The sequence below is a fragment of the Mesorhizobium loti CJ3sym genome (assembly GCF_000472785.1).
Lineage (GTDB): Bacteria > Pseudomonadota > Alphaproteobacteria > Rhizobiales > Rhizobiaceae > Mesorhizobium > Mesorhizobium loti_E.
In genome coordinates this window covers 1-24,574 of record NZ_AXAL01000043.1, presented here as the reverse complement: position 1 = coordinate 24,574, position 24,574 = coordinate 1, and the positions used below count along the sequence as shown (strand labels likewise).

Annotated in this window: 23 protein-coding genes; 12 read left to right on the top strand and 11 right to left on the bottom strand. The window is 59.8% G+C overall.

Annotation, left to right across the window (positions count from 1 at the left end):
* The 7 genes from A3A9_RS0134365 to A3A9_RS0134330 all read right to left on the bottom strand — a co-directional run bounded on the left by A3A9_RS0134365 (position 1) and on the right by A3A9_RS0134330 (position 8,086).
* Entirely contained in the window at positions 1 to 414 is a 414-nt protein-coding gene (locus tag A3A9_RS0134365) for a c-type cytochrome (protein ID WP_027062600.1), read from the bottom strand.
* Positions 407 to 1,285, bottom strand: a complete 879-nt coding sequence (locus tag A3A9_RS0134360; protein ID WP_027062599.1) for a cytochrome c oxidase assembly protein — start codon at positions 1,283 to 1,285, stop codon at positions 407 to 409. Before A3A9_RS0134360 ends, A3A9_RS0134365 begins: the two co-directional genes overlap by 8 nt.
* A gap of 292 nt (positions 1,286 to 1,577) precedes the next feature.
* Positions 1,578 to 2,180 (bottom strand): cytochrome c oxidase subunit 3, encoded by a 603-nt coding sequence (locus A3A9_RS0134350; protein WP_027062597.1) that lies wholly within the window; start codon positions 2,178 to 2,180, stop codon positions 1,578 to 1,580.
* A complete protein-coding gene (gene ctaD / locus A3A9_RS0134345) occupies positions 2,177 to 4,087 on the bottom strand; it encodes a cytochrome c oxidase subunit I (RefSeq protein WP_027062596.1) in 1,911 nt (636 codons plus the stop codon). The genes A3A9_RS0134350 and ctaD overlap by 4 nt, the downstream gene beginning before the upstream one ends.
* On the bottom strand, positions 4,084 to 5,076 hold the full coding sequence (coxB, locus tag A3A9_RS0134340) for a cytochrome c oxidase subunit II (protein ID WP_027062595.1): 993 nt from the start codon (positions 5,074 to 5,076) through the stop codon (positions 4,084 to 4,086). The genes ctaD and coxB overlap by 4 nt, the downstream gene beginning before the upstream one ends.
* Positions 5,073 to 5,621 carry a c-type cytochrome gene (locus tag A3A9_RS0134335; RefSeq protein WP_051371437.1) on the bottom strand — a complete coding sequence of 183 codons (549 nt, stop codon included), beginning with the start codon at positions 5,619 to 5,621 and terminating at the stop codon, positions 5,073 to 5,075. The genes coxB and A3A9_RS0134335 overlap by 4 nt, the downstream gene beginning before the upstream one ends.
* Before the next feature lie 77 nt (positions 5,622 to 5,698).
* Positions 5,699 to 8,086, bottom strand: a complete 2,388-nt coding sequence (locus tag A3A9_RS0134330) for an FdhF/YdeP family oxidoreductase (protein WP_051371430.1) — start codon at positions 8,084 to 8,086, stop codon at positions 5,699 to 5,701.
* 322 nt (positions 8,087 to 8,408) lie between these two features.
* On the opposite strand from A3A9_RS0134330, the gene A3A9_RS46360 reads away from it, so the two are divergent.
* Positions 8,409 to 8,534, top strand: a complete 126-nt coding sequence (locus tag A3A9_RS46360) for a hypothetical protein (RefSeq protein ID WP_275451226.1) — start codon at positions 8,409 to 8,411, stop codon at positions 8,532 to 8,534.
* 166 nt (positions 8,535 to 8,700) lie between these two features.
* Here the strand turns inward: A3A9_RS46360 and A3A9_RS0134320 are convergent, their stop codons facing one another.
* Positions 8,701 to 9,735 carry a PAS domain-containing protein gene (locus A3A9_RS0134320; protein ID WP_027062592.1) on the bottom strand — a complete coding sequence of 345 codons (1,035 nt, stop codon included), beginning with the start codon at positions 9,733 to 9,735 and terminating at the stop codon, positions 8,701 to 8,703.
* 266 nt (positions 9,736 to 10,001) lie between these two features.
* On the opposite strand from A3A9_RS0134320, the gene A3A9_RS0134310 reads away from it, so the two are divergent.
* Both A3A9_RS0134310 and A3A9_RS0134305 read left to right on the top strand, forming a co-directional pair.
* On the top strand, positions 10,002 to 10,214 hold the full coding sequence (locus A3A9_RS0134310) for a hypothetical protein (RefSeq protein WP_245279200.1): 213 nt from the start codon (positions 10,002 to 10,004) through the stop codon (positions 10,212 to 10,214).
* The gene (locus A3A9_RS0134305; RefSeq protein WP_343286148.1) at positions 10,153 to 10,833 is read left to right on the top strand and encodes a cysteine hydrolase family protein; all 681 of its coding nucleotides are present in this window, start codon (positions 10,153 to 10,155) and stop codon (positions 10,831 to 10,833) included. Before A3A9_RS0134310 ends, A3A9_RS0134305 begins: the two co-directional genes overlap by 62 nt.
* A gap of 60 nt (positions 10,834 to 10,893) precedes the next feature.
* Here A3A9_RS0134305 and A3A9_RS0134300 read toward each other — a convergent pair whose 3' ends face one another.
* A complete protein-coding gene (locus A3A9_RS0134300) occupies positions 10,894 to 11,424 on the bottom strand; it encodes a ferritin-like domain-containing protein (protein ID WP_027062589.1) in 531 nt (176 codons plus the stop codon).
* An 84-nt stretch (positions 11,425 to 11,508) separates the two neighbouring features.
* Here A3A9_RS0134300 and A3A9_RS44515 point away from each other — a divergent pair, with 84 nt between their 5' ends.
* On the top strand, positions 11,509 to 11,823 hold the full coding sequence (locus A3A9_RS44515) for a hypothetical protein (protein WP_152536264.1): 315 nt from the start codon (positions 11,509 to 11,511) through the stop codon (positions 11,821 to 11,823).
* Positions 11,824 to 12,143: 320 nt separating this feature from the next.
* Here the strand turns inward: A3A9_RS44515 and A3A9_RS40370 are convergent, their stop codons facing one another.
* The gene (locus A3A9_RS40370; protein ID WP_082222369.1) at positions 12,144 to 15,485 is read right to left on the bottom strand and encodes a DEAD/DEAH box helicase; all 3,342 of its coding nucleotides are present in this window, start codon (positions 15,483 to 15,485) and stop codon (positions 12,144 to 12,146) included.
* A gap of 313 nt (positions 15,486 to 15,798) precedes the next feature.
* On the opposite strand from A3A9_RS40370, the gene A3A9_RS0134285 reads away from it, so the two are divergent.
* Genes A3A9_RS0134285 through A3A9_RS0134270 form a run of 4 tightly spaced genes read left to right on the top strand, consistent with a single transcriptional unit; the run spans position 15,799 to position 18,144 of the window.
* Positions 15,799 to 16,233: a hypothetical protein gene (locus A3A9_RS0134285; protein WP_027062587.1), complete on the top strand. Its 435-nt coding sequence runs from the start codon at positions 15,799 to 15,801 to the stop codon at positions 16,231 to 16,233.
* Positions 16,230 to 17,450, top strand: a complete 1,221-nt coding sequence (locus A3A9_RS0134280) for an NRAMP family divalent metal transporter (RefSeq protein ID WP_027062586.1) — start codon at positions 16,230 to 16,232, stop codon at positions 17,448 to 17,450. Before A3A9_RS0134285 ends, A3A9_RS0134280 begins: the two co-directional genes overlap by 4 nt.
* Entirely contained in the window at positions 17,450 to 17,809 is a 360-nt protein-coding gene (locus tag A3A9_RS0134275; RefSeq protein ID WP_027062585.1) for a hypothetical protein, read from the top strand. The genes A3A9_RS0134280 and A3A9_RS0134275 overlap by 1 nt, the downstream gene beginning before the upstream one ends.
* Positions 17,810 to 17,811: 2 nt before the next feature.
* On the top strand, positions 17,812 to 18,144 hold the full coding sequence (locus A3A9_RS0134270; RefSeq protein WP_027062584.1) for a hypothetical protein: 333 nt from the start codon (positions 17,812 to 17,814) through the stop codon (positions 18,142 to 18,144).
* A gap of 32 nt (positions 18,145 to 18,176) precedes the next feature.
* Here A3A9_RS0134270 and A3A9_RS40365 read toward each other — a convergent pair whose 3' ends face one another.
* Positions 18,177 to 19,073: an alpha/beta fold hydrolase gene (locus A3A9_RS40365; RefSeq protein WP_051371426.1), complete on the bottom strand. Its 897-nt coding sequence runs from the start codon at positions 19,071 to 19,073 to the stop codon at positions 18,177 to 18,179.
* A 335-nt stretch (positions 19,074 to 19,408) separates the two neighbouring features.
* Here A3A9_RS40365 and A3A9_RS46040 point away from each other — a divergent pair, with 335 nt between their 5' ends.
* The 4 genes from A3A9_RS46040 to A3A9_RS0134240 form a co-directional block, all read left to right on the top strand.
* The gene (locus A3A9_RS46040) at positions 19,409 to 20,704 is read left to right on the top strand and encodes a cache domain-containing protein (RefSeq protein ID WP_027062583.1); all 1,296 of its coding nucleotides are present in this window, start codon (positions 19,409 to 19,411) and stop codon (positions 20,702 to 20,704) included.
* Between the two features lie 54 nt (positions 20,705 to 20,758).
* Positions 20,759 to 21,412 (top strand): sensor histidine kinase, encoded by a 654-nt coding sequence (locus tag A3A9_RS46035; protein ID WP_245279199.1) that lies wholly within the window; start codon positions 20,759 to 20,761, stop codon positions 21,410 to 21,412.
* Positions 21,413 to 21,584: 172 nt separating this feature from the next.
* Positions 21,585 to 23,126 (top strand): alpha,alpha-trehalose-phosphate synthase (UDP-forming), encoded by a 1,542-nt coding sequence (locus tag A3A9_RS0134250; RefSeq protein ID WP_245279198.1) that lies wholly within the window; start codon positions 21,585 to 21,587, stop codon positions 23,124 to 23,126.
* 276 nt (positions 23,127 to 23,402) lie between these two features.
* Positions 23,403 to 24,574, top strand: a 1,172-nt coding sequence (locus tag A3A9_RS0134240) for a DNA polymerase ligase N-terminal domain-containing protein (RefSeq protein ID WP_027062580.1), incomplete at its 3' end; no start/stop codon positions are given.

Genomic DNA, 24,574 nt, shown 5'->3' with positions numbered 1-24,574 from the left:
TCACTGAGAATAAAGATACGCGGCGAGGTCCCTCGCCTCCTGCTCTGAGATCCCCGTTTCCGGCATGGCCGTCTGTGGCGAAAACCGGTGCGGCGATACGATCCACGCGACAAGGTTGTCAGGGGTGTTCTGCAGGACCCCCGCGATGTAGACCCGCTTGGAAAGGCCACTCAGCGGGGCCCCGGCCTGACCGTCCGCGCCGGGAATCCCGGGGATGGTGTGGCAACCGGCACACCCGTAGCGGCGAAACAGCGCTGGGGCATGATCCGCATTCCCGCCGGTCATTTTACTGGCCGTCTCCGTGTGCTGGTCATTATACCGAGCAGCGTTGACAGCCTCAAACGCGGCGATAGCCGCGATCGAGGCGGCGACTGTCAGCGCGGCCCGGACCGGAAAGGCAAGAACATCAGCCATTGCGGATCCTCCTATCGCTCGAACGACCGATCCACAGAGCCAGCATCGCCAGCGCCGCCCCCGCGTAGACCGTCCCGGCCGGCACCCACATGATCATACCAGCAAGCTGCTGGTCTTCCAGCGGCGTCAGTCCCCATTCCATGGCAGTCCGGGTCTGGGCGACGTAAAGCACACGCGGTGCGAGCGCCATCAGGGCGCCGAGCAGGCTGGTATGGAGCATTGTCACGAACAGATGCCATGCCGCCGTGCCATAATCGCTGCGCCAGAGCATTGCCCACCAGAACAGGATCGCGGTGGCAAAAAAGCTGAGGTGTTGCAACCGGTGCAGCGCCGTGTTGATGACGGCCGCGTCGAACAGGAGGGGCATATGCCATGCCCAGATCGCCGCACCGTGGATTATCGTCGCGGTCGTCGATCCGGTGCACCCGTCCCACGCACCCCGGATTAGAGGAGACCGGATCAACGTTGCCACCACCCGGCGCGCGGTGCCCGGAATCCCCCACAGCAGGATGCCGATCGGGCGCGCCAACACGACCAGGGGTGCTGACACCGCCATGACGATCTCATGCTCGACCATGTGGACACTGAACAAACGCTCCCCAAGCCAGTGAAGAGGTGACAGCAGTGCGCCCGCGAGGGTGAGCATTCCCACCCCGAACATGAGATGCCGGCCGCGCCGCCGGCCGAGCAGTCGGCCGCGACCCGCGAGCGTGAGCATACCAGCCCCGTACAGCCAGGTCAGTGTTGCCAGCGGCACGACAACCCACAGGTCGAACGTCCACGGGATCCCTGGCCCGTGGACCTCGTCGCCATGGGCGAGCGCCGGGCCGGTCACTATAAGCAGGAACGTCATCAGGATCAGCGTTGGCATGGGTCAAGCAGCATCGTTGCCACTCCCTGCAGCAGCAGTGCGAAGACGAAGGCCAAAGCAATAAGAAGGCCGGTCGTGACAATAAAGCGCCCGGTCCTGCCTGCTCGCCGCCGGGCTCCCCACGCCACTGCTAGGCCTGCGATCGAGACCGCCAACAGCAGCGCGCAGGAGAAGACCGTCCAGGATGCCTTATGGCGACAATCCAAGCCAGGACTCATCTGCCCAAACTGGGTGCTGAGCGCCCAAGCCAGGGATGGCACGAGCAGCCCGGTCCGGCGCAGCCATGCCCCGGTCATAGACGTGGGACCCAGTAAAGACAGGCGTACATCGGCAGCCACGTGATGACGACGAAGTTCCAATACATCGCGTTGTCGCTTACGTCGCCGTACCGCCGCGGGCTGTCCCCATGCCGCGAAAACATCAGCGCAGTGAGGACCGCCGTTTCCACCAGGTTCGTTATGATATGGGTGGTGTGGAGGCCGAGCATCACCCAGACGATGGAGCCATAGGCGTTCTGGTCCCATTTGATGTGCATGGCCGGGAACTCGAAGGCGCGCAGCACCAGCGGCGCCACTCCGAGCACCGTCATGACGATCAGACCGATGCGCACCTTCCACAGATCCTGGTGCCGCGCCCAGCGGGCGAGAAACAGGTTAGGCACGAGGCTCACAATCAGCAGCGCGGTCAAGGTCGTACCCGCCAACAGGTCGGGCGGCGCTGTACCCAGCGGCCACTGCGTAGCCAGGCTCATCAGATAGAGATAGACGACGATCGACAGGGCAAAGCCCGTCCCTTCAATGAGCATGAAAGCCAGAGTTCCCCAGTAGGTCTGGCTGGCGGAGCCGAGGCCGTGTTCGGGAAGGTCGGCGACGTCGAGCACGACGGTGTGGTTCATGCATCTTCCTCCACTACGCCTTTGGGCCAGAACCACCCGATAAGTGCGATCGCCACCGGGATTGAGCCCCAGACAACCGCCCAAGGAGTAAAGATCGACCAGATCAGCGTCACAGATGTCGCAGCCGCCGCCCAAAGTGGCCAGATTGAGTCCCCGGGCGACGATTCCCGGGCTTCCGGCACGGCCTGAACGACACTGGTGATCAGGAGCTCACGGCGATCAATGCGAAGGCCAGAGGCGACCGGCAGGATGTCTGGATCGTCCGCTAGGGGCTCGAGGCTGCTGACCACCGGCAAATGCATGAAATTATAGGCGGGCGGCGGCGAAGACGTCGCCCACTCGAGGGTCAGGGCGCCCCAAGGGTTGGCAGGTGCGGCAGAGCCTGACCTGGCGCTGCGGATTGCATCGACGAAAAACATGAGGAATCCCAACGCCAAGATAATGGCGCTGAGGCTGATGAACATGTTGAGGCCGGACCACGGCATCTCCGGCTGGTAGGTGTAGATGCGGCGCGGCATGCCTTGCAAACCGAGGATATGCATGGGGAAGAAGGTCAGGTTGAAGCCCGTAAACATCAGGCCAAACGTCCAGCGACCGAGGGTCTCGCTCATCATCCGGCCGGTGAACTTGGGAAACCAGTAATAGATGGCGCCCAGCAATGGGAACACCGCGCCGCCGACCAGCACATAATGAAAGTGCGCGACCACGAAATACGTGTCGTGCACCTGTGTGTCGAAGGGCACCGAAGCGACCATCACTCCGGTCATTCCGCCGATGACAAAAATCACCATGAAGCCGATGACGAACAGGAAAGGCGTCTTGAAGATCGGTCGGCCCGCCCACATCGTCGCCAACCAGCAGAAGATCTGCAGCCCCGCCGGCACGGCGATGGCCATGCTCGATGCGGTGAAGAAGCTCTCGCCAAGGCGCGGCAGGCCTGCAACGAACATGTGGTGGACCCACAACCCGAACGCCAGGATGCCGGTGGCGATCAGCGCCATGACCATGCCAAGATAACCAAAAACCGGCCGACGCGTGAAGGTGGCGACGATGGTCGATACCATGCCGACTGCCGGCAGGAAGATGATGTAGACCTCCGGATGGCCGAAAAACCAGAATAGGTGTTGCCACAGCAGCACATCGCCGCCCTCTGCCGGATTGAAGAAGTGTGTTCCCACCAGGCGGTCGAGGATAAGCGCGGTGCTAGCGATCATGATCGCCGGCATGGCGAGGATGATCAGAAATGAGGTGACAAGCATCGACCAGACGAAAAGAGGAATCCGGTCGAGCGACATGCCCGGCGCGCGCTGCTTAAACACCGTCACCACGATCTCGACAGCCACGGCAAGTGCCGAGACTTCGGTGAACGTGATCATCTGGGCCCAGATGTCGGCACGCTTGCCTGCTGCATACTGCGGCCCGGACAAGGGCACATAGGCGAACCAGCCGACGTCCGGGCCAACATCGAGCGCGAACGCGACCCACAACAGCAGACCGCCCGCCAGATACATCCAGTAAGAAAATGCATTGAGGCGCGGGAAGGCGATATTACGGGTCCCCACCATCAGCGGGACTAAGTAGATGGCCATCGCCTGCATCACTGGTACGGCAAACAGGAACATCATGTTCGTGCCGTGCATTGTGAAGATCTGGTTGTAGCGATCCGGCCCAATAAAGCGCGCTTCCGGTTGCGCCAGCTGCAGCCGCATCAGCAGCGACAGCACTCCGCCAAGGGCGAGGAACACAAACGCAGTGGTGATGTAGCGACGGCCAATGATTTTGTGATCAACCGTCGATAGGGCACCCCACAGTCCGGCCGGTGTGGACCAAGTCGCGGTGAGACAGCGCTGGAGTTCGGCGTCGTTCAATGCCGTGTCCCGCCGATCGCCTTCTTTGTGGCGGGTCATTTCAGGCCCTCCATATAGGTGGAGATCTGTTGGAGCTCGACACCTGTTAGCGCAACCGTGGGCATGTTGTTGCCTGGCTTGACCGTTTGCGGGTCGGCAATCCAGGCAGCAAGCGAGCCGCGGGTGGTCTCCACCAACCCGGCCGCGAGCGTCAGGCGGCTGCCGATATGCGTCAGGTCAGGTCCTGTCTTGCCGTGGGCCGAGGTGCCGCGAATGGTGTGGCAGGCAGCGCAGGGCTTGCCGAGGAACACGGCCTGTCCCGCAAGAGCTTCAGGATTGCTCGGCAGCAACGCAGTCTGCCGCTGGCCCGCAGCCCAGCGCTCATAATCTGCGGGCGCCTCCGCGATCACTAGCACGGCCATATGACCGTGCTGCAGGCCACAAAACTCCGCGCATTGCCCACGGTAAATGCCCGGCTTCTCGGCCCTTAACAACAAGATGTTGGATCGGCCCGGCACAAGATCCTGTTTGCCGGCCAGGCTGGGCACCCAGAACGAGTGAATGACGTCGGCACTCTGGAGCTCGAGACGTACGTCCCGGCCTACGGGAATATGGATTTCGTTGGCGGTCTCAAAGCTCGCGTTCGGGCCAGAATCGGCATACATCACCTGCCACCACCACTGCTGTCCCCTGACTGTAATGGTCATGGCGGCAGGCTCGGGGACCCCGATACCCCGTGTCGTAAAGAAACTCGACACTGTCAAAGCGGCTACGATCACCACGGTTACCGCGACCGCAGCGATCACAGCCCGCATCAGTGACCGTTCGTTGGTGATTTCGCGCCCGGTGCGGCCGCGTCCGCGCAGCAGCGCCGCCGCGAGCATCACCATTACTAAAACCCATGCTACACCACACACGGCAACGATCCCGATGATGAGATGCGCGATATGGATCGCCGGTCCCCCATCGGGATCCATCGCCGACTGGTTGCCACTGCAGCCGGACACTGCCAATGCCACGGCCAAGAGGCCGTTCCGCACAATTCTCATGGCGAAGGTCCCTGGTCCGGATGTACGCCGACCGGGCCCGGGTCGAACAAGATCTTCGCCGGCCCGCGGTTCTCGGCCGGCCGGGACTGGTTGTCATCATTGCGGCTGGGTGCCGCAACCTTCGGCCTGTAGGAGCCAATGGCCTGGACATAGCCGGCCAGTTGCCAGATCTGCTCGATTGGCATCCGGTCACGAAAAGCCGGCATGCCGTGCGGGCGCCCGTCCCGGATGGACGCAACGATCGAAACCATTTCGGGGCCATACAACCACCATCCGTCGAGGAAAGAGGGCCCGACCCCGCCGCGACCGTCATCGCCATGGCAGGAGCCGCAGCCAAACCAGGAATACAGCCGTTTGCCTTGGCTTAGATTGTAGGCGTCAGTCTCGTAGGGCTTTCCGAGCGCGAAATAGCTTTCGGGCGGCGCGCCGCTAATCTCGTTCGGCATGAGGCGGATCCGGTCAAGGTCGGCGCCGAGGGGTGGATCAAGGCGAAGCTCTCGGGGCTGGTCCAACCCACCGACAAGACCTGCGGCCCCTACGAGCAGAAGAAAGCCCGCCCCCACCACCAGGTACTTTGGATACCAGGTCAGCGATCCTGTCACCTTGTTTACTGCCCCCTCGGTTAAGCGGCTGGAGAAGATTGACGAAGCCGGACAGGCAAAAGCTTATAGGAAGGCGTCTTCGATTTCGGGTCGTGATGAGCGGTCGGAAAGAGCGGATTGGTTTCCGGAAAGTATGACCCGCAACATCCTTTTGGTATCTGGTAGGCGACAATCTTCATGCCCGTCACCCTGCGCTCGGTGGCCTCGTCGATTGCTGTGACAATGTCCACACTGTCGCCATCAGTAAAGCCGAGGCGCTCTATATCCACGGGGTTCAGGAACACAATCTTTCGGGTGCCATTCACTCCCCGAAAACGGTCGCTGTAGCCGTAAATCGTCGTGTTGAACTGGTCATTCGACCGAAGCGTGGCGAGATGCAGTACATCGATGCTCTGCGCCGTCGACAGCTCCGGAAACAGTTTCTCCGGGGTGATAAAGTTCGCCTTGCCGCTTCTTGTCACCCATTTGCGTTCCCGCGCCGGAAGCGGGCGCGCAAACCCTCCCGGCTTGAACAGCCGTTTGTTAAAATCCTTGAAGGTTTCCGGATAAGTCCGTTCGATCGCATCGCGGACCTCGGCATAGTTGCCGACCCACGCGTCCCAAGGAACCTTGGTGTCGCCCAGCGTGGCTTTGGCGATGCCGGCAACAATGGCGGGCTCGGAGAGGAGTTCGGGACTCGCGGGCCTGGTCTTGCCCCGCGATCCATGAAAATGCGCAATCGAGCTTTCTATCGACACCGACTGCGGGCCGCTTGCTTGTTGGTCGAGCTCAATGCGGCCAAGGCATGGGAGAAGATAGGCGATCTGTCCGTGCAGGACGTGGCTACGATTGAGTTTGGTGGCGATCTGGACGGTCAGCCTGAGTTTGCGCCATCCCTCTTCCATAGCTCCGGTCTCGGGCACTGCCTTGAGAAAATTCCCGCCGAGACTGATGAACCCGCGTGACTCGCCGCTGATGATCGCTTCACAGGTTTCGACAGTCGACCGGCCGGTCCAGTCGGGCGGGACAAAACCATACAGCTCGGAAAGCTTGTCTAGGGGCACCAATCCGGGCTTTTCCGTAATGCCCACCGTACGCTGCCCCTGGACATTGGAATGTCCGCGCACGGCGCAGATGTTGGCTCCCGGCTTGCCGATGTTGCCGCGTAGCAGTGCCAGGTTGCAGACCATATGCACGTTCTGAACGCCCATCAGGTGTTGGGTCAGGCCCATGCCGTAGATCGTCAGCACGGCGTCGGACCTGGCGTAGGTCGCGGCCGCCTCCATCATCTGCTCCCGATTAAGGCCCGAGACGCGCTCCAAATCCTCCCATCGATGAGTTCGGGCCGCTTGCGCAAACTCTTCAAACCCGGCCGTATGTTCTTTAATGAAATCGTGGTCGAGCACATGCTTCTTGTCGGCGGAGGCGATTGATGCCGCAAAGGCGAACATCGCCGCATTCTCTGGATCCCTGGGCAAGCCGTCGTCGCCCGCTACCTGGGTTGAACCGGACGCCTTCAGTGCATCGTCCGCCTCGATCAGGGCCTTGCACACACCAAACAGCGCGGCGATGTCACCGCCGTTGTTGACCTGATAGTACTGCGAGGAAATTCGCGTTTCTTTGCCAGTCACCATTTGGACTGGGGACTGCGGATTGATAAAACGCTCAAGGCCGCGCTCACGCAGCAGATTGAAGGTCACGATCTTCACGCCGCGATCGACGGCGTCCTGGAGGTCGTGCAGGAGGCGCGGCGACGACGTCCCGACATTTTGGCCGATGTAGAAAATGCAGTCGGTGTTTTCGAAATCGGACAGGATCGCCGTGCCCACCGCCGCCCCGATACTCTCGGGCAGCGCTACTGAAGAGCTCTCGTGACACATGTTGGAGCTGTCCGGCATGTTGTTGCTGCCGTACATGCGGGCAAAGAGCTGGTACATGTAGCTGGTTTCAAGCGATGCGCGCCCAGAGGTGTAGAAGTCGACCTGGCGGGGATCCAGCGCGCGCAGTTCCCTGCCGATCTCGTCGAAAGCTTCTCTCCAAGGCACCGGAACATACTTGTCGCTGGCCGCATCCCAGCGCATCGGATGGGTCAGGCGGCCTTGTTCCTCAAGGTCGTGATCCTCCCATTGCTCAAGCTCGCCAAGCGGGTGCTTGGCAAAGAAGGCGGGGCTGGCCCGCTTCGATGTAATTTCCCAAGCTGTCGCCTTAGCACCGTTTTCACAGAACTCGAGGGGATGCGCTTTGGCTGGCTTGGCCCAGGCGCAACTGACGCACATGAAGCCTTCGGGCTTGTTCTGGGTCGCGAGAACCCTTGGCCCTTGGAAAGGAAGGCGTTCCCGAAGTGTGATCTCGCTCACCGACTTCGCGGAGCCCCAACCACCAGCTGGGCCGGTATAAGGTTCAATGTGGGGCGCAGTTGGCTTCGACATGGGTGACCTCTTGCGGGGCGCCGCCATGGCAGACGGCTTCGTTATTTTCCGACGTACTCATTGACCCTCTGGTGCAGAACTTTGCGGTTTGACAGCAGTTCCGTGGTCCAGTCGGTATTTTCGTAAGGCGATGAGCAGGCGGATCAGATCTTCTAGATTTGCGCCCGCACTTATGGTTCAGAGTCAGATCCATTCGTCCGCTTTTTAGCTGGCCCGGTCTGCGGCCACCATGAACTTCAATGGCCGCAACTGGTTTCACGCCCTATGCCCTACCGGGCGGCCATCTCCGGGAGTTCATCCCATCGTATCGTGAAGCTATGCGATGTTTGTGGCGCCGCAGTTTCTCGGCAGCGCGGATGGCGCAAGCCGCCACGGCCTGCTGCATCTCGACCAGCGAGGTCACTGGGCGCCGAAGCTGCGCATGGCGATGCCCTTTCTGGGCGCGTAGTTGCCCGACGGTCACCGCGCCGATCGCCTTCAGCTTGGGGGCTGATTCAGCGCCGATGCCTCATAAGTTGGCCTAGGGGTGTGGCCGGCAGGCGGCGTCCTGGAAATTGTCGCGACGAGCGAAACCCGAATTCTTATAGTAACCACCGAATGGCCCGAACGGGTTGCTAGGTCTCGCTCGTGACGTTAGGTACCTCTACGATGACTCTCACGCCGCGATCTAACCATTCGCGCTCGGTAAACCCTTGAAGCTGCCGCCGTATGGTAGCCTCGGCGATCACAGTGCCAAAGCCCGCCTTCCGGATGCCCGCAGGCGGCGGGCCTCCCGTTTCTTCCCAAACGAGCGCAAGCCCTTTGGTTTGCGGAATTTCGTTCCAACTGATGGCTACCTGCCCGGTGTCCTGCGAGAGCGAGCCATGCGACGCGGCGTTTACGGCGAGCTCATGAATGAACAACGCAAGCGGTTGGACCGCATGAGCTGCAAGCATGATCTCCGGGCCGCTCAAAATTGCCCGTGTCGCCCCGTAGGGCTCTATCTGAGTCCGAATGGCCTCCCGTAGCGGGATGTGATGCCAGCCGCGTCGGGAAAGCAAAGTGTGGGCTCGGGCCAGAGATTGCACACGCCGCTGTACGGAGGCTGCATACAAGGCAGCGTCGTCCGATCGAGTAAGCCGAACGATGCTGTCGACAAGCGCAAGCACATTGTTGGCCCGATGGTCTACCTCTAGAAGAAGCCGGTGCTCGGAGTCTTCGAGAGACTGAATCCTCCGATAGTCTGTACGGTCGATCTGGGAGCCGAAGTGATACGCAACACGGCCGCTGTCATCGTGAATTGGGCTGAAGTGAAGCTGGTTCCAGAAGGCCGATCCATCCTTGCGATAGTTGAGGAGTTCGACACTGGCCTCGCGCTCCTCTCTTATCGCGGCTCGTATTTCGGAAACGGCGATTTTGGATGTTGCCGGACCCTGCAGGAACCGGCAGTTTTTGCCGAGAACCTCTTCTGCAGCGTATCCTGTCAGTTTCAGGAAAGCTTCGTTTGCCAGGACTATAGGATAATCCTGCTGGATGGCATCGGTGACCACCATCGGCATGCGTGTCCGCTGAAACGCTGTGGCCGCCAACTCTTTGCGGTCTGGCAGCGCATCCGCCGTCACCGCGGCCGGCTGATCACCGTGAATATGGGACAGATCTTTCTCGTCCATTAAGGCTTCCTTGGTGCCGACTAAGACCTTCAACGTGAGAGGCGTTAAAGCGTTGCCGATCGTTGGCGAATTCGCTGCGGATGCCAATCTGGTCGCGACAATCGTTGACGAAGTTGACGCCTTCTGCCCGAGCGGTGGAACAAGGATCGGGGCCGCAAATTAACAGCAATCGAAATCCCGGCGGGTGCCACAAGGGCACCGCCGGTCGCGGTTGATCTGGGTGGAGGATCAAGATGTCACACGAGGTAGAGGAGCGCCGTCTCAAAATGCTTATCGAGCAGTACGTCGAGGTGCGGAAGAAGCGGCACGATGTTGTGTCGGTGAGGCAGGCAGCAGCGGCTGTCCTGACTGTCATGAAAACCTGTCCGGTTTCCAGAAGCGAGCTCGACGACATGATCGCCGCAAGCGCCGTGGCTCATGGCCTGGGTGTTGCGTTCGATGCGCAGCAATCCCCGTCGCAATTTTCGACCTCGCGCTGACATGGCCGCTGACCCTACGCTGCGCGAGGAACCCATTGGCAGCAACGCAGTGCACATCTGCGTCGACATGCAGGCGATGTTCCGCGAACCGTCGCAATGGTCGTTGCCATGGATGGACCGTGTGCTTCCCAGGATCGTAGATCTTTGCAGCACACAGCCGTCGAGATTGGTCTTCACGCGGTTTATACCGGCTAGGCGGCCCGGCGCCGGGCAGGGGACTTGGAAACGCTACTATGAACGATGGGCAGACATGACGCTTGAGCGCCTTGGCCCGCGAAAGGTGGACTTGGTCCCGGAACTTCGAGCGTTTACGCCGCCGGCGCCAGTTGTAGACAAGCCGGTGTATTCGCCTTGGCTTGGCTCGAGCCTTCGCACTCTACTGGCGCAGCGGCGCTGCGACACCGTAATCGTCACCGGCGGCGAAACAGATATGTGCGTGCTTTCGACGGTGTTGGGCGCGGCAGACTATGGCTTGCGTACCATCGTGGTCCAGGATGCGGTCTGCAGCGCCTCGGATGAGGCCCATGATGCCATGATCGGGCTGTTCGGAAATCGCTACGGCCAGCATATCGAGACCGCGACCACTGAGCAGCTTGTAAACTGTTGGATTGGTGGGTGACCGACCCTAACGGTAAGGGCCACGACGATATCGACGTGGCCCTTTTTTAAGTGCGTGGGATCAAGCCGCTTTTTGCTGCTCGGCCGCCCTGTCGTTCACACCGGACTCACCGAGTGAGGTCAGGGCATCGTCGGTGGCCTTCTCCTGTTCGAGTGTGGCGTTGAGGAGTTCGACGATGTCATCCTTGCCCAGCGATGTCGCCCAGGCGATCAGCGTGCCATAGCGCGCGATCTCATAGTGCTCGACCGCCTGCGCGGCAGCGATAAGGCCTGCGTCGATCGAGGTCGAACCCTTGTATTCCTCCAGGATTTCGGATCCTTCCTCGATGATGCCGTCGATGGCAGGGCAGGTCTTGCCGCGCGCAGGAATGCCAAGGATATCAAACACCTGCTCAAGTCGCTCGACCTGGCCCTCCGTCTCGACAAGATGTTTCTCGAAAGCGGCGGACACCTGGGGGTCCTCCGCGCCCTTGGCCATCTTCGGCAGGGCTTTGAGAATTTTCTTTTCGGCGTAGTAAATGTCCTTGAGGCCGTCGAGGAACAGATCCTCGAGGCCCTTGGTGCCGGCACTGGCTTTCTTGGTGGCTGCCATCTGACAATCTCCTTTGGTTGAAATCACCCCTTCGGGTGCTAATCAAACTCGGATGATCGCACCGGGTTCCTCCGGAAATCAGGTGTGATCAATTTTCTTTTTAGCCTCGAAAAGCCCTGCAAAAGCGACGCGAAACGTGACCGGCTTTTGTGCTCGGCGCACCTGCTCGGTGCTATCGTTAACTCCTTTGCTGCTGGGCGTTTTCAATGGATGAACGCTGTGATGCACGACGAAGGGCCTGATACGGGGGCTTCACCAACGCTGCAGGGGAACGAACTGCTTCGGCGCGGGTTACGCATCGTCCTTCACCCGAAGTCTCGGGGAGGTCCGTTTGGCAAGCCAAGCGACCCGAGAAATCAAGTAAACATTTCACCAACGATGGGAGAACAAGGTGATTGAATTTGTGGTGACTACGATTGACGGGAGGCAATTTCGTGCCAACAGCGAGAACGCCCGGTTGTCGAGCCTCGTAGACCAGTGCAGCACGAAAGGCTATTGCGAACTGGCTGTCAGGCCGCGAGAGCTCGAGCATTCCGGCAGGGAGACAAACACGGTCTTTTTCAAGCACGGTATCATATCGATCAGTGAAGGAAGCCAGGTACAGTCGGATTTGCCAGCGGACAAGGCAGTATCTGCCTAGGCGTTCGCCGTGGCTGGCCCGTCGCCTCAATGGGACGAGGCACCGTCTGTGGACCTGCCCAGCCAGTGTTGAGTTTCGATCACGCCGGATGGGCCGATTGCAAAGCGTCTAGCACCAGTCCTTGAACAGCGGCTATCCGCTCCGGCCCGGGCTGGGTGGCGAGCTTAAAGATGAGCCGCCCGTCACGTCGAACGCAGTCGGTGCGCTGGGCCAAGCGGCTGTAGGATTTGGAACCGGGCGTTGTAAATTCGATGGCTATGGCAACGGGGCCAGCGCCGATCTTGGAGAGGCCGGCCTTCACCGCCGCAAGCTTAAGGCGTGCGAAATCGATTAGCATGGTCGCCTCAGGTGGCGGCTTTCCAAACCGATCTTCAAGCTCCTCGGCAAAAGCATCGATTTCAGCGAGGGTCTCAAAGCGTTGCAAACGCGAATAAAGGTTGAGGCGCACCACAGCCTCGGGAACATAGTCGAACGGAAGCGTGCCCGAGAATTGCAGTTCGATCTCGGTTTCAAGGGTCGAGGTGTCATTATTACCCCGCACCTTATCGACCGCCCGCGCCAACAGCCGCTGATACAGACTCAACCCGATCAACTTCATGTGGCCGGCTTGTTCCTCTCCAACCAGATCGCCGGCGCCGCGCATGTCGAGATCGCGGGCACTGATGGCAAGCCCTGAACCGAGCCGGTCGAAAGCGAGCAGTGTCGAGAGCCGCGAGCGCGTTTGCGGCGCGATGTCCTTGCCAGCCTCGGTTAACAAGTATGCCAAACCTTGCACCCGCCCCCTGCCGACACGGCCGCGCAACTGGTGCAGTTGAGCCATCCCGAACCGGTCTGCTCGAAACACGACGATGGTGTTGGCCCGTGGCACATCCAGGCCATTCTCGATGATGTTTGTCGACAGAAGGATGTCGCCATCCCCGTTGGCGAAAGTCACGATAGCGTCGTCCATCTCGGCGGTGTTCATGTCGCCATGGGCCACTAGCACGGATAATTCGGGCAGCAATTTGCGCAGTTCAGCAAGCGTGGGCTCGATGTCCTCAATGCGTGGGACCACGCAGAAACTTTGGCCAGCCCGTCGATGCTCGCGGATCAGTGCTGTCTTGACCGACGCTCTATCGAATGGGGCAAGTTCTGTGCGCACCGGACGCCGCCTTGCCGGTGGCGTAGAAAGCAGGCTGGCTTCCTGCACACCAACCATGGCTGCCGCAAGCGTACGCGGTATGGGAGTGGCACTCATCGACAGAACGTGCAGCTTCTGGCCGAGGCCGCGAAGCGTTTGCTTGAGTTTGACGCCGAAGCGGTGCTCCTCGTCGATAACGAGCAGACCGAGGTCGGCAAAGGTGACGTCCTTGGCCGCGATTGCCTGCGTCCCAACGACGACTCGAAGCGATCCGTCGGCGAGCCCTGCCTTGACCTTTCTTGACTCGCCCTCGCTGACGACGCGCGAAAGAAGGGCCACACTCACCTCGGTGCCCTCAAATCTGCGGGAAAATGTATCGTAGTGCTGGCGCGCCAGCACTGTAGTCGGTGCGACGACCGCGACTTGACAACCATTCAACGCGACAACGGCGGCAGCGCGCAAGGCCACTTCAGTCTTGCCGAAACCAACATCGCCGCAAATCAACCTGTTCATCGCCTTGCCAGATGACAGGTCGTCGATGACTGCGGCAATCGCCTCGGCCTGATCGGCGGTCTCCGGATAGGGGAACCTTCCGGCGAAACGAGCATAAGGAATACGCGGTGGTTTCAACGCTCGGGCACCAGTTCTGTCACGCTCGGCAGCCAGTCTGACAAGCTGTTCTGCCGCCTCAGCAATCTCCATGTCGAGCTGTGCCCGGCGCTTGGCCCAGCCATCCCCTTTCAACCTGTCGAGTGTCACTGCCTCTTCATCGGCCCCGTAACGCCAGATGCGGCCGAATTCCTCTACGGGCGCCAGAAGCGTGGCTCCTCCATTATATTCAAGCCGTACGGTATCGGTGACGATCCCCTCGACCTCGACGGTTTCAAGGTCTCGCAGAACGGCGATGCCGTGACCTTCATGCAAAACGACGTCGCCGATTCGCAACTCTGGCTCCTGAGCGAGAGAGGGGGCTCCATGATCTCCCGGGTTTAATCGTGTACCGAAGACGTCGGCGGCCGATACGACCGCAAGAGCGGCCTTGTCGTCGACAAAGCCGTCATCGATATCGACATTGAGGCTGGCCAAGGTTGCGGGCTCGGCGCCCAGTGCCGATGCCCAGCTTTCGGCGTGGCCGACATCAAGCGTCAGATGCCGTTGCAGCGTCTTGACCATTCGATCGAGGTCCACCGCAGGGCCGGCAAGGGCGACGCGCCGACCGCATTGGATCTGTTCGGCAATAAAGTTCCCCATGGCCTTTGACGGGTTGACCTCAACGATAAAATCCGGCGTTGGCGACAAGCCCTGCAAATCGAGCTTCATCCGACGTTTCGCGAGGTGCTTATCAAGGGTCGGGCGATCCAGGTAGAAGCGCTCCGAGGTCGGCTTGCGGCCTTGCTGCCTGTCGCGCATCCGGCGGGCGTCATCGATCAACGCGATCGCGGCGTCGAAGCGTTCGTCCACGGCCGGCTCCATTGCGATACGGGCGTGCGACAAGAGTTCGAAGATGGTGTTGAGCTTGTAGCCGGCCCCGACCATCTGCATTTCCATGCATTGTGCTTCCGTAGGTCCAGCCGGCGCTGAGCTGCATTCCAGCAACTCCGTCGAAGGCGCGAGCATGATGTTCTCGAAACTCTCATCTGTGCGTTGCGACACAGGGTTGTATGACCGAATGCTGTCGACGACCCCACGCTCGATTAGAATGCGATAGGGATGTGGCGCTCCTGATGGAAACACCTCGATGCCCTGACCAAGCAAGGCGAATTCCCCAGGCTCGTCGACCCGGTCGTCCATCAGGTAGCCATAAGTCTGCAGGCGATCGCAAAATGCCTCAACATCAACGCGGTCGCCGGTGGCCAGGGATGTGAAGGCCTTCGCAATGGCATCGGCAGGAAGAAAGCGCTGCAGCGCCGCCTCTGGGGACATGACCACTACGCGAGGACGAGTGTTGGCCGGCTTGGCCAAAGCGAGAAGCGCGGTTGCACGTCGTCCCATGCTTTCACGCGATGGCTTGATACGATCGTACGGCAGGCAGTCCCACGGCGGCAGTAAAATCACCTGCGTTTCCGGCATAAACTGCGCGAAAGAAATTGAGACTTCTTCTGCCTGGTTCTCGCTCCGTGCGATGAAAATCATGTCGTCCGCGCCGCCATCCCGTACGGCCTGGACCAGCCGCGCGGCAATCGCCGCAGCTGGTATTCGACGCGATCTTTTTGCGTGTTCTTCGCTCGGAACACCCGATTCTGAAAGCGTGCTCGACCCAACCACGTCGATCGGCGGTTTTGAGTTTTTTTGTCGTTTCATGAAGTATCGGTCCGAGGTTGCCCGCTTCTAACGAGCTTGCGCACGGTGTGTTCCAAAGGCCGCGGGCGCGCTTCAAGAAGGCGTGTAGCCCGAATGCGGCGGCCAACGGACAGCGTGCGATTGGCGGTTCTTCGACCGTTCGCCGAGTGACCCCTCGGCGGCAGGACGTGCAGGATGCAGTCGGGTCTCCGGATACGGTCGTTAGCAAAGCCCGCAATGACATCGCGGCGAACGTGACGATCACAAGCAGGGAGGGTAGTTCCTGAGCCGAACGCTTGCGGAACCTTTTCGACCGCAATGCTTTACGCATCCGATGTCACTGAGCGTCGTAACGTTCGCCAATACCATCATGTCGCGTCTGCTGGCGGCTTTGTTGCTCGCCGGCGTAGCTGCCTGTTCTTCATCCGATGCTGAAGACAAGCAGGCGCAGAACGCCAAGTCCACCGCCAATTCAGCGATCATGGTCATCGACAGTTGGACCGCCGGCGCCGCACCATCCCACTATGCGGGAGCCACGTTGCGGTCTTTGGCCGAAGCGTTAGCCGACTACGATCGGCAACTACAAACGGCGGACGTTTCAGACGCCTCCAAGCGACTGGCGCGACAACTCACAGCCGCTGCCGAGCGGGCCGAAAATGCCGTCACGAGCGGCGACAGAGCACAAGCGGGGCAAGCCGGTCAGGAGCTTCGAACTGTCATTGCCAAGTTCGTTGTGGCAGATCCCGCCGATCAAGCGAAAAATCCATGAAAAAATTGCTCGAAATCTCGCTCGGCGTGGTGACCAGCGTTGGCGGTTTCCTTGAGGTCGGATCGTTGGCGACAGCAGCCCAGACCGGTGCATTGTTCCACTTTCAGCTGGTCTGGGCGATTCTCCTTGGGACTATCTGCATTATTTTCCTGGTGGAGATGGCCGGCCGTTTCGCAGCCGTCAGCAAGCACACGATAGCCGACGGCATTCGCGAGCGCTTCGGCTTCAATGCGTTCCTTTGGCCTCTGGTCAGCACGTTGCTGGTCAATTTCCTGGTGCTGTCTGCTGAAATCGGTGGGGTCTCCATTGCTGCCGAGTTCGCCACTGGGATCGGCTTCCAATGGTGGGCGCTGCCGGTAGCTTTCATTGCGTGGCTCTTGCTGTGGAAAGGTACTTTCGGCCTTATTGAAAAAGGCGTTTCGCTGTTGGGGCTGGTGACGCTCTGCTTCGTCGTAGCGGCGGTCATCCTCAAGCCTGACTGGACCCGAGTCGCCGTCAGTGCGGTGCCCTCCTTGCCACATCATGACACCGCTACTTACTGGTTCATGGCTGTCAGCATTCTGGGTGCTTCCATCTCGCCATATCTCTTCATGTTCTATTCCGCGGGAGCTATCGAGGACAAGTGGGACAAGAGTTATCTCGGTATCAATCGCGCCATTGCCGGGCTCGGCATGAGTTTCGGCGGGACCATCTCCATAGCCGTGCTTATCGTCGCTGCGTTGGTGCTTGGAGCGAACGGCATCACCCAAGTGGACGACTACCACCAATTGCCATTGATGCTGACTCCGGTGTTCGGTTTCTGGGGCTTTGTGCTGTTCGTTGCCTCGCTTGGCATCGCCTGCTTCGGCGCCACGGTCGAGATCGCCCTTCAGCAGGCATACCTCGTCGCGCAGGGGTTCGGGTGGAATTGGGGCGAGGACCGCAAGCCTCGCGAGGATCCAGGCTTCACGATGGTCTATACCGTCACAATCTTCGCGGCCGCCATTCCGATTGCGCTCGGCCTTGATCCGCTGAAGCTTACCATCTTTTCAATGGCCCTTACGGCCGCAAGCCTGCCGCTGGCGGTTGTGCCATTTCTCTTCCTGCTCAATGACCGGTCTTATATAGGCGAACATCGCAACGGCGTGATCTCCAACGCGGCAGTGCTCTTTATTATCGCGCTTGGCTTTATCCTTGCGGTTGTCACCATTCCTCTACAAATATTTGGAGGCGGCTGATGCACATGATACGCGACGTTTTGGACAAGCAGGTTGTCGATCGCAATCAGGCCAAGATCGGCAAGGTGGACGGGATAGTAGCCCAGTTGAGACAAGGTAAGCCCCCAAGGGTCATCGCCGTCGAGATTGGCTCGATTGCGCTGGCGCGCCGCTTGGGACCGCTCCCCGGACGCTGGATGGTCATTCTGGTCGCCAAGCTGCGCGGCGAACGCCATGCCAAGCCTCATCGGGTGGCATGGAGCAAGGTTCGCGACATCGACCTAGACATCGAGATCGATGTCGATGTGCGCAAGACTGCAATTTTTGAGTGGCAGGACTGGTTGCGCGACCACATCGTCGGAAGGATTCCGGGAGCTTGACGATGGCAACCGCAAATCTCGACCAACTGGCAGGCCGGCGCGTATTCTCGAAGGAGGGTCAATGCATCGGCCACTTGGAAGAGATCGTCGCCGAGGCAGATGGCGACGACCTTGTCGTCACTGAGTATCATGTCGGTATTTTCGCGGCGTTCGAGCGTCTGTCAGCCTTGTCGATCGGCACGGCCCTCCTCGACCTCATTCGGCTGCGCCATCGAGAAGGCATCTATCGGATTCCGTGGGACAAGCTTGACATCTCCGACCCCGTGCGGCCGGTCCTACGCTGCTCCGAGCAGGACCTCGCAGCAATGCAATCCAGCGTGCGGGTCGAACGCTGAGGTCCGTCACCTGTCAGTCTAGCTTCAGACGATCAGGTACCTGGCACGCAACGGCGATCGAAATTGCTATCATTTTGGAGAAAGGCCTTGAATGCTGCCGCGAGAGCGGCTGGATTTTCTTCGGCGACATGGTGCCCACTCTTTATCCCAAAGCCTCCCACGTCGTCGGCCCAGTGCTTCCATATTGCGACCGGATCGCCATAGATCTGCTCCAAGTCATCGTCGAGCGACCAGAGGCAAAGCATCGGACAGCGCACCTTCCGGCCTGCATCTCGATCATCACGGTCGTGGCGATGGTCGATCCTGACACCTGCGCGGTAGTCTTCAATCATCCCATGGACGACAGCAGGATCGTGGATGAAGGAAACCAACTCGTCATAGGCCTCACGTCCCATCTCATCTGGCCGCAAGGCGCTGTACCATGCCATTGGGTCTGCCAGGATGGCCCGTTCTGGCTTCTCGGGTTGAGCGAAGAAGAACCAGTGGTACCAATCGCGGGCAAATTTCCAGTCGGCACGCTCTAGATGCTCGATAACTGGCAATCCATCTACCGTAATCAACTTTCGCACCAAATCGGAATGGTCCATCGCCATTCTGAAAGCGACCAGGCTGCCACGATCATGCCCCGCAACGAAGAAAGTGTCGTGGCCCAACCCTTTCATGACCTCCACCAGCGTCGCCGCCTTTGCCCGCTTGGACGAGAACCTGCTTTCTGGGTCGTCCGCCGGTATGTAGGAGCGCCCGAACCCCGGAAGATCCGGGCACACAATTCTGAAATCTGCTGACAGCAAGTCCGCAACTTGGCCCCACGTCATATGCGAGCGGGGATGGCCATGGATCAGAAGCAGCGGCGGCCCAGATCCGCCGTGCCGAAGCCGTATCGGTCCGCCCTCGGTATCAATCATTTCAAGCTCGAAGTTGTCGAACATGTACCATCTACCCACAGGTCAACCATGAGCCATAGAACCTTCTCACCGAGGAACGGTTCACGGCGGGATCGCCATTTCTCCGTGCCCCTCGGAATAATCCCGGGACGTGACGGGCTCCCCGTCAGATAGATTTGCCCTTGCCATCAACACTTGATGGAGCGAAAAGCTCGCAAGCCGTTGCAGAGCCGCCGGTCGGTAGTATCAAAGCAAACCAAACCTCGGGGTATCGCTGGCGCTTTCATGCCTCCGCGCTGTCCCTTGTTGTTTGTTTTCTTGTCTCTATGGTTAGCCCATTTCCGGAGGGTAGCATGCCTCGTCGATCGGCTCGGGCTCATTTGCTTGGTCTTATCGCGGTGGCCGTTTTGCCAGTCTGGCTGTTTGCTGCCTACCTCCTCGTAGAATATGCGCTTCATGAACAAAGCCGCTTTGAACAGGATGCCTTGCAGACGGCACGACAGGTCTCCTTGGTGGTCGAGGCCGAACTCCTCAATTTACAGACGACCGTCGATGGGTTGTCGAAATCGGGGTCTCTCGTAAAGGGGGATTTGAAAGCGTTTGAGGATGAAGCGCGTCGGCTTGCGCAGGGCACGGATAAGATCATCGCATTGCGCGACCTCGATGGCCGCCAACTTGCAAACACGCAGGTCGCACCGGGAGAGCCATTGCCGCCCGTCGACCCTGTGACGACCGACGAACGCGAAAAGCTGAAATCGGGCGGCATCTCGGTCAGCAATGTGTTCGCGGCCAAAGACACCACGGACTATCGGGTGGCGGTCGAGAGACGCGTGTCCGGACCGAACGGTGAAGAGTGGCTGCTTTCGGTATCCGTGCCGACTGCCCGCATTCGCGATGTCATGTTGCCCGCCGTACCACATGGCTGGACTGTGGGCATTGGCGATCGCCACGGCAGTTACGTCGCACGGTCGAAGCAACACGAGGAGATGACGGGAAAGCCTGGGTTGCCGGAGTATGTCGAAAAAATCGTCAGGCCTCATGGCAGTTTCACGGCCCGCAATTTCGAAGGGACAACGCTGCTGGCAGGTTACTACCGTTCTACGTACTCTGGATGGTTTTACACCGCCAATGTGCCGCTCTCGGAAGTCCAGGCGCCGCTTTGGCGTTCGCTCGCAGCGATTGGTGGAACTGGCGCGGCGGCGCTGCTTATCTCTCTTGCCCTCGCTTACATTGTTGGAAAAAGGCTGACCCAAGCCACGATTGATCTTGCTGGCCGCGCAGAGTCGCTCGGTAATGGCCGCGAAGTTCGGCCAATGTCCACCTCGGTGGCCGAGTTCGCCACGATCGCCCAGGCGATGGTCAATGCAGAGCACGCTATTACGGAACGTACGCGAGAGCTGCAGACCGTGCTTGATACGGTGCCGGCAGCCGTATGGTTTACTTATGACCCTCAAGCTCGCCAGGTTATCCGAAATCGCTTCGCGGCCGAGTTGATGGGTCTACCGACGGTAACGTCCAAGTCATTCGGCGAACCCGATCTCGTTATTGACACGGTGGCCGTCAAGGACGGGCAGCGTGTCGCTCGCGAAGATCGTCCTTTGAGCCGGGCGATGCGCGGTGAGACGATCGACAACCAGGAATTTGCATACATTCTGCCGTCAGGTGTTCACCGTTAGCTGCTCTCCAGCGCACGTCCGATCCGCGATCCGAGCGGATCCATCATTGGTGCCGTGCAAATCAGTTTGGATATCTCGGAGCGTAAGCGTGGCGAAGAGCAACGTCAGCTGCTGCTCAACGAACTCAATCACCGGGTGAAGAACACGCTGGCGGTTGTCCAGTCGATCGCCACCCAGACAATCCGCAACGCCGCGGATCTGCCGGAGGCAGGACGCAACCTGTCGACCCGGCTCGTCTCGCTGGCGAAGGCTCACGATGCCCTGACACGCCAAAATTGGAGCGGCGCGGACCTCGGCGATCTGATCGCCAACTCGATCACCGCGCACGCACCGCTCGACCGTTTTCGGATCAGCGGTGAGCATGTCTGGCTTCCGCCAGCCGTAGCGCTTTCATTTGCTTTGGCACTTCATGAGCTCACGACCAACGCCATCAAGTACGGGGCGCTCTCGAACGGGGCCGGGACAATTTCAATCGCCTGGACGATTACCGGCGAGGAGGATGGGCGTAAACTCAAGCTGAAATGGCGTGAGTCAGGAGGGCCTCCGGTCATACCTGCAACGCGCAAGGGCTTTGGAACGCAATTGCTGACGCGCGTTTTCGACAATGAGCAATCTGGCGGAGTTGTCTTGCGATACGAGCCATCCGGCCTGCTTTGCGTTTTCCATGTAAGCCTCTCCCGGCAGACAATTGCGGGGGCAACGACCTAAAAGTTCATCTCGCCATAATGTGAGACACTACGCCGACTGGGATTGCGGACGCTGGCTGCGGCCCAACTCCCTGGCGTGCGCAGGTCTTTCGTCGTTGCGTGCGCATTTCTGGCATGGCCGGCGCGAGGCCGAAAATTTGCGTGGCACAGCAAGACAATCTACGGCGAATTTCGTGGAACAATCGAATGCCCAGACCGTTGCCAAGCGGTCTTCAAGCTCAGGATTTGCCTTGTTTCAGCGACCCAACGAAAGTCTCGATACCTCGCAAAGGTCTGGCGATGCCACTCATGGCCAGGGCGGATTGGCCGAGCCCAGGCAAATCGCCAACGTTGCGCGCCGACTGGTTGTCATCTCGAATAGGTTAGGTAACATTCGCGATCTGTCGCAAGCCGGCGGGCTGGCGGTTGGTGTCGCGGATGCGTTGGCCGAGCGTGGTGGCTTATGGCTCGGAGCAAGCGACGAACATCAGGACTCTGTCGCGAGCGACCAACCGCTGATCCGCCTCGAACGCTTGGGTAGGATCGAGACGGCTGCGCTCATCCTGCCGCGCGAGGATTATTCGCTATATTACAACGGCTACGCAAACAGTACGCTATGGCCGCTGTTCCATTATCGGCTAGACTTGGTGAACCACCGGGCAGAGTTTCTAGCCGCCTACCGGCAGATCAATGCGCGGTTTGCGAAAGCGCTAGTGGGACTGTTGTCGGGCAACGACGACCTAATCTGGATTCACGACTACCATCTTATCCCCTTGGCCGCCGAGTTGCGGCGGCTCGGAATCCGCAATCGGATCGGCTTTTTCCTGCACATTCCGTTCCCGCCGCCTGACCTGTTTGTAGCCACACCCGACCATGAAGAACTCATCGGCGATCTGCTTCAGTATGACGTTGTGGGTTTCCAGACCGAAACGGACGTGGCGAATTTTCGGCGCTCGGTGCAAGCCACCAATTCCACGACCTTTGATACCAACGGCGCAGTTGAGGCAAATGGCCGGACAGTGTTGTCGAAGTGCTTCCCAATAGGCATCGACGTCGATTCATTCTCCCGCATGGCCAACGACGCGGCCGAGGATGTCCAGATTGATTCCATGCGCCGCCAGATTCTGGGACTGAAACAAATCATCGGCGTCGACCGGCTGGACTACTCCAAAGGTCTGCCCGGCCGCATGCAGGCTTTCGCTCGCCTGCTGGAAAGGCACCCTGAACAAGAGCGGGCGGCAACTTATTTGCAGATTGCGTCGCCCACGCGCGAGGAGGTTAGCGCCTATGCTGACATCCGGTCACAGCTAGAGGCAACTGCTGGCGCGGTGAACGGGAAGTACGCCGATCTGGCCTGGACCCCGATCCGCTACATCCACCGAGCCGTAGCGCGCTCGCGGCTAGCTGGTCTGTTGCGCGCTAGCCAGGTCGGCTTGGTCACGCCTTTGCGTGACGGGATGAACCTTGTGGCAAAGGAATACATAGCCGCCCAGGATCCAGCCGATCCCGGAGTGCTTGTATTGTCTCGTTTTGCAGGTGCGGCGGAAGAGCTTGCGGAGTCCCTGATCGTGAATCCTTATGCGGTTGACGAGGTTGCCGATGCCATCGCAAAAGCGCTCGTGATGCCCCTTGATGAACGAATTGCTAGGCACGGCGCACTGCTCAAGCGCATCAGGCGCAATGACGCAGCAGAATGGCGGCGATCATTTCTCGCCGCGCTCGCGGGCGAGGGGTAGTGTGCGTTTGCACTAATCCTGCAAGCGGCCTGACCACACCGAGTTTACAAAGGGAAGCAGCTGCGTGGCGGCGAGCAGGCCGCTTTCATGCGGAATTACCAAGTTCGGCGGCGCGATGCAGGCCGGTGCGCGAAAATATCCGGCGCCGCCGTTTCCGAAGCAGGCGGCGCCAGAGTTCCAACCGAAACACGGCAAAACCGGACTGGAACGCCGCGGACCGAACCAAATGTCGCCAAAGGCGTTGAGTCGCGTTGCGTCATCAGCCGGGGCATTTCCATGACGAAGGGCGAGCTAAATACCTATCGGACCAAACGCGATTTCACCAAAACGAAAGAACCCAGCGGCGAGCGTTTGATCGCGAAATCAAACCGGCTACGGTTTGTAATCCAGAAACACGCAGCCACACGGCTCCACTACGATCTTCGCCTTGAGCTCGACGGTGTCTTCAAGTCCTGGGCCGTCACCAAAGGTCCATCGCTCGATCCTCAGGATAAACGCCTTGCGGTAGAGGTTGAGGACCATCCGCTGGACTACGGCGACTTCGAAGGCACGATCCCCAAAGGGCAATATGGTGGCGGCACCGTCCAGCTGTGGGATCGTGGATACTGGGAGCCAGAAGGCGCTATGTCTCCTGAACAAGCCTTGGAGAAAGGCGATTTGAAATTCACGCTTGACGGCAAGCGCCTGCATGGAAGTTTCGTTCTCGTGCGCATGAAGCACGACCGCAATGGCGGAAAGCGAACCAACTGGCTTTTGATCAAGCACCGCGACAAATACGCGACTGATGGCAATGGCGACGCAGTGCTGACGCAGGACAGGTCCGTCGCCTCGGGCCGGAGCATGGAAAAGATTGCTGCCGGGAAGGGGGCCGGCCCGAAGCCGTTCATGATGCAAGGCTCATCGGTGCCCGATGCGGACGCCGTGTGGGACAGCAATCGCGGGCTCGCCGCTGAGGAACGCTCAAAGTCGTCAAAGGCATCGCCAAAGCCGTCGCCGAAAGCATCGCCACGTCCGAAACGCGCCGTTCGTGCTGAAGCGGTCAAGATGCCCGACTTCATCGCACCACAGCTTTGCGCGACCCTTTCTCGCCCGCCTGCGGGAACGAACTGGGTTCACGAAATCAAGTTCGACGGGTATCGCGTCCAGTTGCGCGTCCAGGAAGGCACCGCCACTCTGAGGACGCGCAAGGGCCTCGACTGGACGGACAAGTTTGGCGCCATTGCAAAAGAGGCGGCCAGTTTCCCCAATGTCATCGTCGACGGCGAGATCGTGGCTCTGGGCGAGAATGGCGCACCCGATTTTGCCGCCATGCAGGTCGCATTATCGGAGCGCCGGACAAAGGATTTGATCTTCTTTGCCTTCGATCTGTTGTTCGCCGATGGCGCCGATCTGCGAAAGGTGCCTCTCTTGGAGCGCAAGGGACGGCTGAGCGAGATGCTTGGAGAAGT